The organism is Pseudomonas sp. F1_0610, assembly GCF_047470865.1.
Classification (GTDB): Bacteria; Pseudomonadota; Gammaproteobacteria; order Pseudomonadales; family Pseudomonadaceae; genus JAZDRH01.
The window spans coordinates 24782-39967 of the sequence record NZ_JAZDRH010000011.1; the positions used below are offsets into that span (position 1 = coordinate 24782).

Annotated in this window: 13 protein-coding genes; 7 read left to right on the forward strand and 6 right to left on the reverse strand. The window is 43.3% G+C overall.

Annotated features, from left to right (window positions below; all coding sequences use genetic code 11):
* A complete protein-coding gene (locus VQ643_RS07980; RefSeq protein WP_414199072.1) occupies positions 1 to 1593 on the forward strand; it encodes a PepSY-associated TM helix domain-containing protein in 1593 nt (530 codons plus the stop codon).
* Complete coding sequence (locus VQ643_RS07985; RefSeq protein ID WP_414199073.1) at positions 1590 to 1922, forward strand: DUF3325 domain-containing protein; 333 nt, start codon at positions 1590 to 1592, stop codon at positions 1920 to 1922. Before VQ643_RS07980 ends, VQ643_RS07985 begins: the two co-directional genes overlap by 4 nt.
* A 58-nt stretch (positions 1923 to 1980) precedes the next feature.
* Here VQ643_RS07985 and ppsA read toward each other — a convergent pair whose 3' ends face one another.
* Positions 1981 to 4347 carry a phosphoenolpyruvate synthase gene (gene ppsA, locus VQ643_RS07990; protein ID WP_414199074.1) on the reverse strand — a complete coding sequence of 789 codons (2367 nt, stop codon included), beginning with the start codon at positions 4345 to 4347 and terminating at the stop codon, positions 1981 to 1983.
* A 154-nt stretch (positions 4348 to 4501) separates the two neighbouring features.
* Here ppsA and VQ643_RS07995 point away from each other — a divergent pair, with 154 nt between their 5' ends.
* Positions 4502 to 5320, forward strand: a complete 819-nt coding sequence (locus VQ643_RS07995) for a pyruvate, water dikinase regulatory protein (RefSeq protein WP_414199076.1) — start codon at positions 4502 to 4504, stop codon at positions 5318 to 5320.
* Positions 5321 to 5493: 173 nt separating this feature from the next.
* Here VQ643_RS07995 and VQ643_RS08000 read toward each other — a convergent pair whose 3' ends face one another.
* Positions 5494 to 6510: an AraC family transcriptional regulator gene (locus VQ643_RS08000; RefSeq protein ID WP_414199078.1), complete on the reverse strand. Its 1017-nt coding sequence runs from the start codon at positions 6508 to 6510 to the stop codon at positions 5494 to 5496.
* Positions 6511 to 6618: 108 nt separating this feature from the next.
* On the opposite strand from VQ643_RS08000, the gene VQ643_RS08005 reads away from it, so the two are divergent.
* From VQ643_RS08005 to VQ643_RS08020, 4 genes are all read left to right on the forward strand, one after another.
* On the forward strand, positions 6619 to 7764 hold the full coding sequence (locus tag VQ643_RS08005) for an acyl-CoA dehydrogenase family protein (protein ID WP_414199079.1): 1146 nt from the start codon (positions 6619 to 6621) through the stop codon (positions 7762 to 7764).
* Positions 7765 to 7774: 10 nt separating this feature from the next.
* Positions 7775 to 8971 carry a beta-ketothiolase BktB gene (gene bktB / locus VQ643_RS08010; protein WP_414199080.1) on the forward strand — a complete coding sequence of 399 codons (1197 nt, stop codon included), beginning with the start codon at positions 7775 to 7777 and terminating at the stop codon, positions 8969 to 8971.
* Positions 8972 to 9023: 52 nt separating this feature from the next.
* Positions 9024 to 10616: a fatty acyl-CoA synthetase gene (locus tag VQ643_RS08015; protein ID WP_414199082.1), complete on the forward strand. Its 1593-nt coding sequence runs from the start codon at positions 9024 to 9026 to the stop codon at positions 10614 to 10616.
* 116 nt (positions 10617 to 10732) lie between these two features.
* The gene (locus VQ643_RS08020; protein ID WP_414199084.1) at positions 10733 to 11209 is read left to right on the forward strand and encodes a hypothetical protein; all 477 of its coding nucleotides are present in this window, start codon (positions 10733 to 10735) and stop codon (positions 11207 to 11209) included.
* On the opposite strand, the gene VQ643_RS08025 is transcribed toward VQ643_RS08020, so the two are convergent.
* The 4 genes from VQ643_RS08025 to VQ643_RS08040 are packed head-to-tail and all read right to left on the reverse strand — an operon-like array spanning position 11202 to position 14872.
* On the reverse strand, positions 11202 to 11999 hold the full coding sequence (locus VQ643_RS08025) for a ChbG/HpnK family deacetylase (RefSeq protein WP_414199085.1): 798 nt from the start codon (positions 11997 to 11999) through the stop codon (positions 11202 to 11204). The genes VQ643_RS08020 and VQ643_RS08025 overlap by 8 nt on opposite strands.
* A complete protein-coding gene (locus VQ643_RS08030) occupies positions 11996 to 12388 on the reverse strand; it encodes a GtrA family protein (RefSeq protein WP_414199087.1) in 393 nt (130 codons plus the stop codon). The genes VQ643_RS08025 and VQ643_RS08030 overlap by 4 nt, the downstream gene beginning before the upstream one ends.
* Positions 12385 to 13404 carry a glycosyltransferase family 2 protein gene (locus tag VQ643_RS08035; protein ID WP_414199088.1) on the reverse strand — a complete coding sequence of 340 codons (1020 nt, stop codon included), beginning with the start codon at positions 13402 to 13404 and terminating at the stop codon, positions 12385 to 12387. The genes VQ643_RS08030 and VQ643_RS08035 overlap by 4 nt, the downstream gene beginning before the upstream one ends.
* A gap of 1 nt (position 13405) precedes the next feature.
* Positions 13406 to 14872: an ArnT family glycosyltransferase gene (locus tag VQ643_RS08040; protein ID WP_414199089.1), complete on the reverse strand. Its 1467-nt coding sequence runs from the start codon at positions 14870 to 14872 to the stop codon at positions 13406 to 13408.
* Between the last annotated feature and the right edge of the window lie 314 nt (positions 14873 to 15186).

The window sequence follows — 15186 nt, forward strand, 5'->3', positions numbered from 1 at the left end:
GTGGGTGCAAAATCATTAAGTTTTAGACAAGCCAATGCATGGCTACATACATGGTCGGGCGTATTAGTAGGTTGGCTGCTTTATGCCATTTTCTTTACGGGTACGCTGAGCTTCTTCAATGATGAAATTAGCGTTTGGATGCAGCCGCCACAGCATGGTATGCAAGCTGACGAAAATACCGCCAGCACGGCACTTAATAGCTTAAACACGATTGCACCTGATGCTCAGCGCTGGTCAATTACCCTGCCTTCGGAACGTAATAATACAGCGCAGATTTATTATCTTGACAAAGATGAAAAAGATGAACGTGGTGCCGGTACTAATCTATTAATGAATCCGAAAACAGGTGAAACCTTTACCCCACAAGAAACGCGTGGCGGTAATTTTTTCTATCGCTTTCACTTTCAGCTCTATGGCATACCTGTTTTAACTGCCCGTTGGCTAGTTGCCTTAGCCACTATGTTTATGTTTGTTGCCATTATTAGCGGTGTAATTACGCACAAAAAAATCTTTAAAGATTTCTTTACCTTTCGCCCTGCCAAAGGGCAACGTTCATGGCTTGATGCACACAACGCCACTGCCGTACTGGCCTTACCTTTCCACTTTATGATTACCTACAGCGGCTTATTGTTGCTGATGTTCATCTTTATGCCCTACGGCTTAGATAAAGTCTATGATGGAAACAGCCGTCAATTTTTTAATGAAAGTGAAGTTTTCAAAAGCCGCTTTAATAGTACGCCAATGCAAAAAGACGCTCAGGCTCAGCCAATGCTAGGCTTTGATCAGCTTATTGATAATGCCCAAAAAGCTCTTGAGCGCCCTATTAGTTATATTGCTATACAACAGCCAAACACCACCGCCAGCCGCATTGAAATTCGCGAAAAAGGCGCTAATAGCATTATCAATCGGGGGCAGGGAGCAAGGCTTATTTATAACGGACAAGGTGAGCTACTAGAGCGTATTGAAGCACAGCCTAATGCTGTTTCAACAGCTATTTATAATGTGTTCACCAGCTTACACTTATTACGTTTTGCTGATGCCCCATTGCGCTGGCTGTTCTTTATTAGTGGCTGGATTGGCACAGCTATGGTAGCAACTGGGTTGATTATTTGGGTCGTTAAACGCCAAGCTCAAAGTAAAAAACAAGCACGCTTGCCGCGTAATATTCGATTCGTGCAAATCCTTAACCTTGGCACTATTACAGGATTAGCTATTGCCACTCTCGGCTATTTCTATGCTAACCGTTTAATACCTGCAACCATGGCCGAGCGCTCAACATGGGAAATTAATGTCTTTTTCTTGGTATGGCTCGCATGCTTTATTCACCCTATTTTCCGTAGCCACAAGCAAGCTTGGATGGATCAATTGTTGTTCTGCATGTTAGCCTGCGCGCTACTGCCTGTTTACAATATCGCCTTTAGCAGCTTCCATCTTTTCAACAGCATTCAGGCAAGCCAGTGGATTATTTTTTCCTTTGATTTGACCTTAGTTGCTTTTGCGGGCTTAAGTTATTGGGGCTATTTGAAAGTGAAGAAGCATCAGCCAGCCATACGTAAACAGCCTGTGAAAACAAAGGTGGAGCTAGCCGTATGATTTTATTTAGTCTCAGCCTGTGCTTACTTGGCTTTGTACTTATTGCGCTCAATATGCCTAAACACTATGAGCAAATTTGTCAACGTAAAGGCCAATGGCATAAAGCCTCGCTTTGGTTAGGCTATGCCATTTTATTAGCTGCCATTTACCCGTGTTATCTCACTCTTGGCATGAGTATAGGTATTGCTCTGTGGCTTACCTTGCTCACCTTTGCTTCTCTTATAATAATGTTTTTTCTTAGCTATAAAGGCAAAGTCATCATTCCATTAACACTGGTCAGCTTACTTCTTAGTGCTGGATTATTAGCACAACAAAGCTTATTGGCTTAACTTACACAGCATAAAAAAGCCCAGCATTAGCTGGGCTTTTCTTTGACATTAAGGCAAGTTACTTACTTTGATCGGCCAAGAAGAACCACGTATCAAGCACTGAGTCAGGATTTAAAGACACACTTTCAATGCCTTGCTCCATTAACCAACGGGCTAAATCTGGATGATCTGAAGGTCCTTGCCCGCAAATACCTATGTATTTACCTGCTTTGTTACAGGCTTGAATGGCCATAGCTAACAACTTTTTGACAGCAGGATTACGCTCATCAAACAGATGCGCGATAATGCCTGAGTCACGGTCAAGCCCTAACGTTAACTGAGTCATATCATTTGAGCCGATGGAGAAACCATCAAAGAATTCTAAGAATTCATCTGCCAATAACGCATTTGATGGTAGCTCACACATCATAATCACGCGCAGACCATTCTCACCCCGTTTTAAGCCATATTGACCTAATAGCTCAATCACTTGTTCAGCTTCACCTAAAGTACGTACAAATGGCACCATCAACTCAACGTTGGTTAAGCCCATTTCTTCGCGTACTTTTTTCATTGCACGGCATTCAAGCTCGAAGCAATCGCGGAAAGAGTCACTGATATAACGTGATGCGCCACGGAAGCCCAACATTGGGTTTTCTTCTTCAGGCTCATACAGCTTACCGCCAATTAGGTTGGCATATTCATTGGATTTAAAATCAGACAAGCGCACAATGACTTTTTTCGGCCAAAAAGCCGCTGCCAGTGTACTTACACCTTCCACCAATTTTTCAACATAAAAATCAACAGGGCTGGCATAACCAGCAATACGTTTTTCTACGCTGTCTTTCACATCAAAAGGAATGCTGTCAAAGTTCAGCAATGCTTTAGGGTGAACGCCAATCATGCGGTTGATAATAAACTCAAGACGCGCCAAGCCTACGCCAGCGTTTGGCAGTTGGGTAAAATCAAAGGCACGATCAGGATTACCAACGTTCATCATAATTTTGAACGGTAAGTCTGGCATTGCATCCACTGAGCTAGATTGCACATCAAAACCAAGTTGGCCGGCAAAGACATAGCCGGTATCACCTTCCGCACAAGAAACAGTAACGCCCTGCCCGTCTTTTAGCTGATCTGTGGCATCGCCACAACCAACCACGGCTGGAATACCTAATTCACGAGCAATAATAGCAGCATGGCAAGTGCGTCCACCACGGTTAGTGACAATAGCGCTTGCGCGCTTCATTACAGGCTCCCAATCAGGGTCTGTCATATCTGAAACCAATACATCACCTGGCTGTACTTTATCCATTTCTGACACATCACGGATAATACGCACTGGGCCTGCGCCAATGCGCTGACCAATGGCACGCCCCTCAACCAGCACTTCACCTTTTTCTTTTAGTAAATAGCGTTCCATCACATTGACATTAGAACGGCTTTTTACGGTTTCTGGACGCGCTTGTACGATATACAGCTTGCCATCGTCACCATCTTTAGCCCATTCAATATCCATTGGGCAGCCATAGTGTTTTTCGATGATAACGGCTTGCTGTGCAAGATTAGTCACTTCGGCATCTGTTAGCGCAAAACACATACGCTCAGCCATATCCACATCAACCGTCTTAACTGATTTACCGGCTTTGGCTTCATCACCATAAATCATCTTAATGGCTTTGCTGCCAAGGTTGCGACGCAAAATAGCTGGCTTACTCGCCGCTAAGGTTGGTTTATGTACATAGAACTCATCAGGGTTAACTGCACCTTGCACAACAGTTTCACCCAAGCCGTAAGCACCCGTAATAAAGACCACGTCACGGAAACCAGACTCAGTATCCAACGTAAACATAACGCCCGCTGTGCCTGTTTCAGAACGCACCATACGTTGCACGCCGGCAGACAAAGCGACCAATTTATGGTCAAAGCCTTGGTGCACACGGTAGGCAATAGCGCGATCATTAAATAATGAAGCGAAAACTTCTTTGGCAGCACGAATGACGTTATCAACACCGCGAATGTTGAGGAAGGTTTCTTGCTGACCTGCAAAAGAAGCGTCGGGCAAGTCTTCTGCTGTGGCAGATGAGCGTACAGCCACTGCAATATCATGCCCAGCTGACATTTGTGCGAAAGCGCTGCGGATATCGGCATCTAATTGCGCTGGGAATTCAGCTTGCATGATCCACTCACGGATTTGTGCACCTGCTTTTGCCAACGCATTCACATCGTCAACATCAAGTGTGTCTAGCACCTCGTGGATACGATGGTTCAATCCACTTTGTTCTAGAAAATCACGATAAGCCTGAGCAGTAGTAGCAAAACCACCAGGTACACAAACCCCAGCGCCAGCTAAGTTACTAATCATCTCACCTAGGGAAGCATTTTTACCACCTACTCGTTCGACGTCATGCTTTCCAAGCTTATCGAGGGAAACTACGTATTCAACCAAGGTGCTTTCTCCACTTTTATGACTGTGTTCCTACCAGAGTTTATTATTTAAGTTCTGGCATTGTTTGGGGTAAATAAGCCACAATAATCTCAAAGCTTAAGGACTGGTAAGTCCTTGTGCCGTGAAAACTTCTCTCACTAAGGCCTTTGTTAGCATGAAACGCACTGCATTCTTCATCTCTGATGGTACAGGTATCACCGCTGAGACATTAGGTCAGAGCTTGTTGGCTCAATTTGGCAATATCGATTTTCGCCGCTTAACGCGTCCGTACATTGATACTACCGAAAAGGCACTTGCGATGGTACAGCAAATTAACGCGGTAGCAGAACAAGAAAAAAGTCGTCCTATTGTTTTTGATACAATAGTAAACCCACAAATTCGCGACATACTTGCCACAGCCAATGCGTTTAAGCTGGATATTTTCTCAACTTTTTTGAATCCGTTAGAGACCGAGCTCAATGAAAGTTCGTCTTATAGCGTTGGAAAATCGCATTCAATTAAGCAAAACGATACCTATATGCAGCGCATTGAAGCAGTAAACTTTGCGTTAGAAAATGACGATGGTGCGCGTACGCGTCACTATGACAGCGCTGATATTATTCTTGTAGGTGTATCTCGCTGCGGTAAAACCCCTACTTGCTTATATATGGCGATGCAATATGGTATTCGGGCAGCCAACTATCCCTTAACGGAAGAAGATATGGACTTGCTAACCCTACCTAATTCACTCAAACCTTATCGCCAAAAACTATTTGGCTTAACAATTGAGGCTGAGCGTTTAGCTGCCATTCGCCATGAGCGCAAACCTAACAGCCGCTATGCTAGCTTTGCCCAATGTGAGTTTGAAGTGCGTGAAGTGGAAGCCTTATTCCAACGTGAGAATATTAATTTTATTAATACAACCCAGTTTTCTGTTGAAGAAATTTCAGCAAAAATTCTGGTTGAGAAAGGCATTGAGCGGCGTTTTAAATAAATGCTGCACTGTGTTACTGATGTGCTGAGTGGATATTGCCTACCCAGCACAATAAAACTCACTACGTTTTTTCAAAGAAACTCGCTTTTTAACTAAGTTTTCAGCAACTTACGTTTGATGTAATGGTTCAATATTTAAGCGCTATCGGCAAATAACTAAACCAGCGAATGCGCTTAGTTTTCCGTTAAATTAACCTGCCAATGTGTTGGTGCATGCCCTGTCCAACGCTTAAAGGCGCGACAAAAAGCCGCTACCTCAGAAAAACCTAAACGACTAGCCACATAGCTTATAGAAACATGTTCATCCGTTAATAAATTGTAGGCTAGCTCTTGTTTTAATTTGTCTTTAATAGCCCGTAAGCTAGTATTTTCTGCCTGTAACCTGCGTCTTAAAGTTCTTGGGCTGATAAATAATAAATCAGCCAATGCCGTTAAATCAGGAAACTCTGCATAGTCATACTTGTGCAATAACAAACGCAATTGCGCACTGATACTTTCATCGGCCACCACATAATGAAAAATTTCCGCCGGCATATGCCCTAAAAACTTTTTCACCTCTTCAGCCGAGCGAACTAAAGGCCACTGCAAGCAATTAGCATTAAAAATAAAAGCGCACTCTTTTTGCTTAAAAACCAACTCACCGGCAAACATCTTAGAATATTCTTGAGCATGGGCAGGCTTGGCATAGGCAAAACAACTCTGCTGTATTGGTAATTGCTGCCCTACCAGCCAACTACTACAGCGCAGCCATGACAACATTAAAAACTCTTGCAGCATATGGGCAAAGTCATAGTTTTTATTACGCAAATCTAAGGTAAGTTTGATTCTATCTTGAGGCAATGCCGCCAAAGTCACCTGTACCATCGGCTGATTAATCGCATAATATTTGCAGCTTCGTTTTAGCATTGCACCTAGGCTTTGTGCACTTGCTGCATATTCCAGCATCAAGGCAAACTGCCCCTGCTGACAAAAACCTTCTGCCATGCCCATAAACTCATCTTGATTTACCGCCCATAATTGATGAATTAAGCGATGTAATTCACTGGGTGTAATTAATCTAGGCTCGGTTAATAAGCTGATATCTACATTGGACTTTTGTAGCAGCTCAGCGCCAGAAACACCTAGTTTTTCAGCGGCTGTTTTGCAAGTGAGCCAGTAATGATAAGCAATATAGCGTTTTTCTTGATACATAAGCCCTCCTCGCTCTGACCTCTATAGTCAAACATTTCGTCCTAATGTGTCATTCAGATCAAAGGCTAATCAGCGTTAAATGCTTAAAACAACAAAAACAGGTGGCCTATGTCAGCGCATAACGATGAACTCAAGATGTTGGCAGAAAGTGTGCAACGCTTTATTGAGCAACACATCAGCCCAGTTTATGAAACGTGGGAAACTAACCATCTTATCCCCAAAGCCTTTTGGCGTACCTTAGGTGAAGCTGGCCTACTGGGTATGGATATGCCTGAGGAGTATGGTGGTAGCGCGGCAGATATTCATTTTCCACTACAGATTATTGAACAGTTTGGCTTGGCTGGTTTTGGTGGGCTAAACAGTGCTTACAACATTCACGCTAATATTGTGATGCCCTACATTTTGCACATTGGAAATCCAGCGCAAAAACAACAATGGCTACCTCGCTTAATCAGTGGTGAAGCTATTGGTGCTATTGCTATGACTGAACCCAGTGCGGGTAGTGATCTAGCGGCTATGCGTACCAGTGCCGTACGAAACGAAAAAGGTTGGTTATTAAATGGTAGCAAAACCTTTATCACCAATGGCATTAATGCTGATGTAGTGATTGTGTGTGCTAAAACCAACAATCACGCTGGTGCTAAAGGTATCTCGCTGTTTTTAGTGGATACGCAATTGAAAGGCTTTAGTCGTGGCCAATCTATTGAGAAAATTGGCCAACATTGTAGCGATACAGCTGAGCTATTTTTCGACAACCTACAGCTTTCCAATGATGCTTTGTTGGGTGAATGCGATAAAGGTTTTATGTATTTAATGCAAGAATTACCACGCGAACGCTTAGGCGTGGCAGCTCAAGCATTAGGTGCTATGCAAGGCGCATTAAATATTACAGTGGATTATGTACAGCAGCGCAAAGCCTTTGGCCAAAGCATTGCACAATTTCAAAATACACGCTTTGTATTAGCACAAATTAAAGCCGATATTGAAATGGCACGCAGTTATTTACAGCAGTGCATAACACACTATCAAGCGCAGACAATGGATACTACTGAGGCTGCCGTTTTAAAGCTGCAACTGACTGAAATGCAATGCCGTATCTCAGATCAATGCTTACAGCTATTTGGCGGCTATGGTTATACCCGTGAGTACCCTATTTCACGCTTTTACGCTGACGCTCGCGTGCAAACTATTTATGCAGGCAGCTCAGAAATTATGAAAGAAATTATCGCTCGCTCCATGCTGGGCAAGGCTTAAAGGAATTATTATGTCTGCTTTTAAAGATACTGATGTTGTTTTCGTTGGTGCTGCGCGCACGCCTATCGGCCGTTTTTTAGGTAGTTTAAGCAGCCTAACACCGGCTGAACTAGGCACTATTGCCGCCACTGAAGCCATTAAACGTGCCCAGGTGAATGCAAAAGATATCGATCACAGTGTTTTTGGGCATATTATTACCACTGGCCCTGCCGATGCCTATCTTGCTCGCCATATTGCGCTTAATTCAGGCCTTCCTGACAGTAGCGCTGCCTTTAATGTAAACCGCCTTTGTGGCTCATCCGTACAGGCAATTATTAGTGCCACCCAACTATTGCAGCTAGGTGATAGCCAAATGGTACTGGCTGGCGGCGCGGAAAGCATGAGTCAAGGGGCTTATGTATTGCCTCGTGTACGTGAAGGCTTACGCATGGGGCATAGTCAAGTTACGGATATGACACTTGGTATTCTAAGCGATCCTTTTGATAGTGGGCATATGGGCATCACCGCAGAAAATATTGCCGAAAAATACCAACTAACGCGCCAGCAAATTGACGAAGTAGCACTATCTAGCCAACAACGTGCAGCACGCGCCCAAGAACAAGGCTACTGGCAAACGCAAATAGTGCCCGTGGAAGTTAATCAAGGGCGCAAAACAATTTCATTAACCCAAGATGAGCATGTTCGAGGTGATACCACACTTGAATCGCTTGCCAGTTTAAAACCGGCTTTTAAGAAAGATGGCATTGTCACCCCCGGCAACGCTTCTGGCTTAAATGATGCGGCGGCGGCAGTGGTTATGACCACTGCTGCTAACGCAACCACTAACCAGCTTCCAGTATTAGGACGTGTTGTTAGCTACGCTTTCTCTGGTGTTGATCCTAAATTAATGGGCTTAGGCCCTATTCCAGCCGTAAAAACAGCACTAGCTAAAGCTAAACTAAGTATCGCCGATTTAGATGTTATTGAGTCTAACGAAGCCTTTGCTGCACAGGCTTTAGCTGTAGCACAAGAGCTAGGCTTGCCATTAGATAAAACTAACCCTAATGGGGGCGCCATTGCCCATGGTCATCCTGTAGGGGCAACAGGTGCCATTTTAACAGTAAAAACACTGTACGAATTAGAGCGCACTCAAGGTCGTTACGGCTTAATTACTATGTGTATTGGTGGTGGACAAGGTATTGCATTAATCGTGGAGCGAGCTCAATAAGCAGCATCTATTGAACTTGCCACACCGAAAACAACAATAAAAAGGAGTGGTTATGATGAATACGAATACTGTGCAACGTGCACGTCGAAATACCATAGGTGATGCGCTGACTCGAGTGAGTGAGCGCTTTACCAATAAAATGGCTGTGGTATTTAATAATCGCCATTGGAGCTTTAGCGCTCTTAATGTTGCCAGCCATAAAGTCGCCAATCACCTACTCGCGTTAGGCTTACAAAAAGGCGACCGAGTAGCAGCTTATGGCAAAAACTCAGATGCTTATTTAATTTTATGGCTCGCCTGCTGCAAGGCCGGCTTAATTCATGTGCCATTAAACTTTGCGTTAGTTGATCGTGAGCTGGCCTTTTTATTAAAGCAATCTGGGGCTAAAGCCTTGTTTTTAGACAACGCCCTGCATTCTCATTTTGCCGCCCTCAATGAAAGCTTACATATTGAGCATGTGGGCAGCCTGCAAGACCAGCATAGCCCATTCGCCCAAGATATTTTAACTTGGGCGCTCAATCCCGGTAATCAAGAGGCACCTGAAGTAGAACTAGATGCCGAAGATGTCGTACAAATTCTCTACACCTCGGGTACTACTTCAGACCCTAAAGGGGCTATGCACACTCACAACAGCTTTTTTAGCCAATACCAAAGCTGCTTTTTACACTTAGCTATTAATCAGGACGATGTCGCCCTCGCAGCACTACCGCTCTATCACTCAGCACAAATGCATGTATTTACCATGCCGACCTTACTAACGGGTGGCACTAGTTGGATTTTAGATAATGCGGGGGCTGAAAACATGCTTAACGTGATACAAAGCAATGCCATTAATGCCGTGTTTGCACCGCCAACCGTGTGGATTAATCTATTACGCCACCCTAGTTTTAATCCCAACCAACTAAAGCAGCTCAACAAACTCTACTATGGCGCCTCCATCATGCCCGAAGCCATTGCCCAAGAACTAAGTGAATTACTACCGCAAGCTGGTTTGTATAACTGTTATGGACAAAGCGAAATGGCGCCATTAGCCACCGTACTAGCGCCTAATCAGCACCAAGGACGTTTGGCTTCTGCTGGAAAACCGACTCAGTCCGTACGCACACGTATTGTTAATCCAGAAACGGGAACACCTTGCCAAGCCTACGAGCAAGGAGAGATCGTCCACCAATCTGCTCAGCTCATGCTAGGTTATTGGAATAATCCTAAAGCCACTGAAGACTGTTTTCGCAATGGCTGGTTCCATTCTGGTGATCTTGGCTATATGGATGAACAAGGCTACTTATATGTGGTTGACCGTATTAAAGATGTGATTAATACCGGCGCCGTACTAGTAGCTAGCCGAGATGTTGAAGAAGTGCTCTATACCCACAAAGCTGTTGAAGAAGTGGCTGTTATAGGCTTGCCTGATCCGCATTGGGGAGAAGCCGTCACTGCTGTTATCGTAGTAAAACGCGGCCATATAGTGAATGAAAAAGAGCTATTAGCCTTTTCCAAAGAATATCTGGCCGCCTTTAAAATCCCTAAACGTTTTATCTTTGAAACAGCACTGCCTAAAAATAGCGCTGGCAAACTATTAAAGCGCGAACTACGCCAACGCTATACGGAACAAGCCAACTTGCGCAACTTAAGTGCACAGGCTTAAGGGCTAATCCATGCGGTAGCCATAATCTGGTTACCGCTGTTCAACCTTGCCTGCCGTCAATTGCGTTTTATAGCGCCTACTTGTACAGTCTATTTTTCGTTTTAAAACGACACGGCATGAATTTAGTACCTTCTAGCAAGTTTACGATTGGTCTTTTAACGCTATCGCTTTTATCAGGGTGTGGAGAAATCATTATTGGTACGGGTTGTATTCTTGGCTCTGCTAGCGATGCACTCAGCCCCAGTAAAAAACTAAACTTACCTAACGCTCAAGAAGGCACATCCTATCAGCAGAAAATAATGATTCAAACAGATTCTGGATTTGGTATAGAAGAAGTGGCCAATAATTTGCCCGCAGGCTTAACAGCTGAACTTCTGGGGCAAGACAAAAATGGTAACTGGTCTGCTTATACCCCTGCCTATATCACACCTTCAAGAGAACTTAATGTTTGGCTACAGGTTTCTGGAACTCCTGAGAAACATGGGCGCTACGCCATTAAACTGAGTAATACCTCAAGGCCCAGTATGTGTGGTAGCTCTGTCAGTTACTATAAAGTGCAGTTAAACGTAGAAAAAGCTGAGCCTGTTAAATAAAAGGTTGCAGCACAATATTTTTTTCTTGAATAAATGCCGCAAACTCATCACTGGCTAAATAATTAAACTCCACGGCTCTGGCTTCTTCGATGGGATCACTTATATCTTGTCGACCTAACACATCCCCAGGGTGGCACATCATTAACGTATGGTCAGGGCAGATATCTAACCAATACGCCATACGCTGAGCAAAATTATCCTCTGGCGTTAACGCATAAATACCTGCAAAGTGAGTTGTCACAGTAAAGCCTTTAGCCTTTGCTTGTGCATAAAAATACGCAGCACTGCGTTTAAGTACCCACTCTTTAAATGAGCTGTCTTTGGTTTTAATAAGCCGATCAGGCGCGCGTAGATAAGGTTTTTCTGTATGTTTCCAACGCTCATCAATAGCTGCAAATAGCGCTTGCCTTGCCCCTTGAAATGCATGCACATGTTGGTGACCATCAATATGATCTGGCAGGCAGCCATAATGTTGGGTAAATAAATCAATCTGACGCAGGTATTCATCCTTTAATTGATTTACGGGTAATAGATGTAAAAAAGATTTCATCAACAAAGCGCCCAAGCTATGTGCGCCCTGTCCAAAATCATGGGTCAAATTAAAGTGCAGCCCTATATCAGCTTTACCCTGTGCAACCTGCTTTAACTCTGGGGCTAAGGCTGCCCAATGAGGCGACTGAGTCATCACACTGGTAGCATGAATTCGTTGTTGCTCAATCAGCTGTAAAATACCTTGGCTAATAGCAGGCGATTGCGCAAAATCATCAGCACAGAGCGTAACGCGCTTCATTGAGTTTCCCCTTTGGCGTTAAACGCCCATACTTTACTAATCATAAAAGTAACAACAGCAACGACAAACAGCACAATAAAGAGTGCTACACGATAATCTAAACCAGTAAAGGCTAATAGCCCTGCATATAAGCCTTGGTTTAAACAAAAACTACCAACAGCTACTGCAAAAAACTTAGACATGGCTTGCTTGTGCGTTGTTTGTTGGGCTTGAGCTTTAAAGGTTAAACAACGATGTCCCCAATAGCTCACTTGAAAAGCCAACAAAAAGCCAACTAGATTGGCCCATAGTGGTGATAGCTCAAACCAAGGCACAAGAGCTGCCACCACCAATAAATGCACCAGTGCAGCCGTACCTCCGACAGCAAGGAAAAAAATCAGCTGCTTCATTCTTTCTCTACTGACAGAGTATTTGCTTTGTCAGCTAATTTTTGGCTACGCCGTACCATCTTTGTAAAGTAAATGGGACGTCGTTTTACTTCATCATAAATACGTCCTATATATTCACCTAAAATACCAATGGCTATCAGCTGTACGCCCCCTAAAAAGGTAATGGATACAGCCAGTGTTGGCCAGCCATCAGGACTTGGATAATCAAGTAGCTCACGTAACGTCGTAAAGCCCGCATAAGCCATAGAGCTTAGGGCGATAATAAATCCGGTATAAGTGGAAAGTCTTAGCGGTGCATTAGAAAAGGCGGTCAGCCCAGTTAAACCTAAGCCCCATAAAGAACGAAAGTTAAATTTAGACTCACCAGCTTGGCGCTCATGCACTTCGGTTTCCACCATTAATTGATTAAAACCGACCCAATTATAAATACCTTTCATAAAGCGATTACGCTCTGGCATTTGCTTTAGGGCTTCTAAAATACTGCGATCTAATACGCGAAAATCCTGAGTGTTTTCTGGCATTTTAATAGGTGCGCCCCAGTTAACTAAAGCATAAAAAGCGCCTGTAAATAGCTTTTTCAGAAAGCTATCTTGGTCACGATTTTTACGCGCACCGTAGACCATGTCATAACCTTGACGCCAATGCTCAATAAAGATTGGGATCATTTCAGGAGGGTGCTGAAAATCAGCATCCAGCATCACCACCACATCACCATCAGCATAGTCCAAACCCGCTGTAAGTGCTGTTTCTTTACCAAAGTTACGTGACAACTGCACCAAGGTAACAGGAAAGTTTTCTAGCTCGTGCATAACAGTAGGCACACTGTTATCTGCACTGCCATCATCTACTACAATAAAGTTATAGCGATAATGGTTCTGTTGAAAAAGTGAAGATAAACAATTCAACATTTTGACGATATTTTCCTGCTCGTTATACATAGGGATAATGCAGGAAATAAGCGGATCTTGCGGTCGCGTCTGGCGGCTATAAATAAGTTTAGCTTCATCCACTACCATATTAATTCACCTTATAAGTCAAAATAACATGCGCCTTTCCATCCACTTTTAGATTTAACCAGCTCGTTAGTTGCTCGCGAACTTGACCTAACTGTGCCAACTCTTTTTCGCGTACGACCAAATAGAAAGGTTGTTGTTGATTAATTAATTGCTGTAATGCCGTGCTGTCTGCTACATATTGCACTTTATTGCCAGTATAAAACTCGGCGGAAAAATTGCGTTTTTGCCAAATATATAACCTGTTATAGTCTTCTGTTTTGAGCAACTGCACTACGGGTTTATACGTATTAAACTTGCTTAAAGTACTTGGCATGGTTAACGCAACTAATAGCACCACACCTAATACTAAGGTGAGACCACTACCTAGCAAGACCAAGATGCGGCGAAACTTTTCATTTTCACTATACAAATACTCTGTGAGTAACAAAGCTGCTGGCGGCAATGCTGGCAATACATAAGGCAGAATAATATTGCGTGATAGAGTAAAAAATAACAGGCTAGCCAGCATCCATAAGAAAACATAGAACAACCAATCATCTTGTATATGCTGCTTGGCTTTAGGCAGCACTTGGCTTAGCACTTGTCGACTTTTGCTCAAACGTAGCAAGCCTAAGCACCAAGGTAAAATCGCAAGTAAAAAATATTCCCAAATTGCACCACGTGCGGTTTCATGCGCCCAACCATAACGGTCACCCTCCCAACCGGCATCGAGAAAGCGCCCAAAATGCTCGCCAATAATAAAGTAATTTAAAAAACCAGGGCTTTGTTGCTCAGCCATTACGTACCACGGCACAGCAATAAAGGCCGCTAATAAGGTGCCCGTAATCCAAGGAAGTTTTTTCCATAACATAAGCCATTGGTTACGAATAAGCACCCAAAAGAAAATAGGAAAACCTACCAAAACAACAGCTAACGGCCCTTTAGCTAATAAGCCAAAGCCCAGTCCTGCAAAAAATACATAACGCCACACGCGGCCCTTGTCTGTCATGGCATACCAAAAACTAATTTGGCTTAAAGTAATGCAGAAGATTAAGGCGATATCCGTCATCACAGTGGCGGAAAACAAAAAGAATAACAGGCTACTGAACAATACTAATCCGCTAGTCAAAGCATAATCTAGCTGGCGCTTTTGGATTGCTGCAAAGTGCATCACTAAAGCGATTGTTCCTAAACTTAAGATAAATGCTGGTAAGCGCGCTGCAAACTCATTAACTCCAAATAGCGCCATACTGATCGCCGAAAGCCAAAAGGCTAAGGGTGGTTTCCCCCAAAAAGGATCCTCATCGCCATGCCATAGCACAATCCAATCTTGACGCTCTAAAATCTTGCGCGCAATTTCGCCATAACGTGCTTCTGTGGTGTCTGCAATAGGTAAAAAGTACGCCAATAATAAACGCACTAGCACTAAAGCCAGCATAAGCCACAATAGGTTTCTGGGATTTAAGTAGGCTTTAACTGAGGACTGCATATAATCTCGACATCCTTGATCATAAGACAACCAAAGACTTAGTTTAAAGTTTTTAATTATTACTAAGCTTTAGCTCTTTCAAATAAAAACAATACTGAAAAAATTCGAACTCTATTTTACGTGAGCAGATTAGTGATTGGCAGCACTGAATGCGCACTGGTTAGTTTTTTGACTAATAAATAAGTTTTGTTTAGGTATTGTTAAGCAAGACGCTAACAGTTAGTCACATTTTTTTGATGCCTATCGACAATAAGGCATTATTATTTGAACCTACTACTCTGTGCTGGAGAAAACGTTCTCATTGAATATTGTTT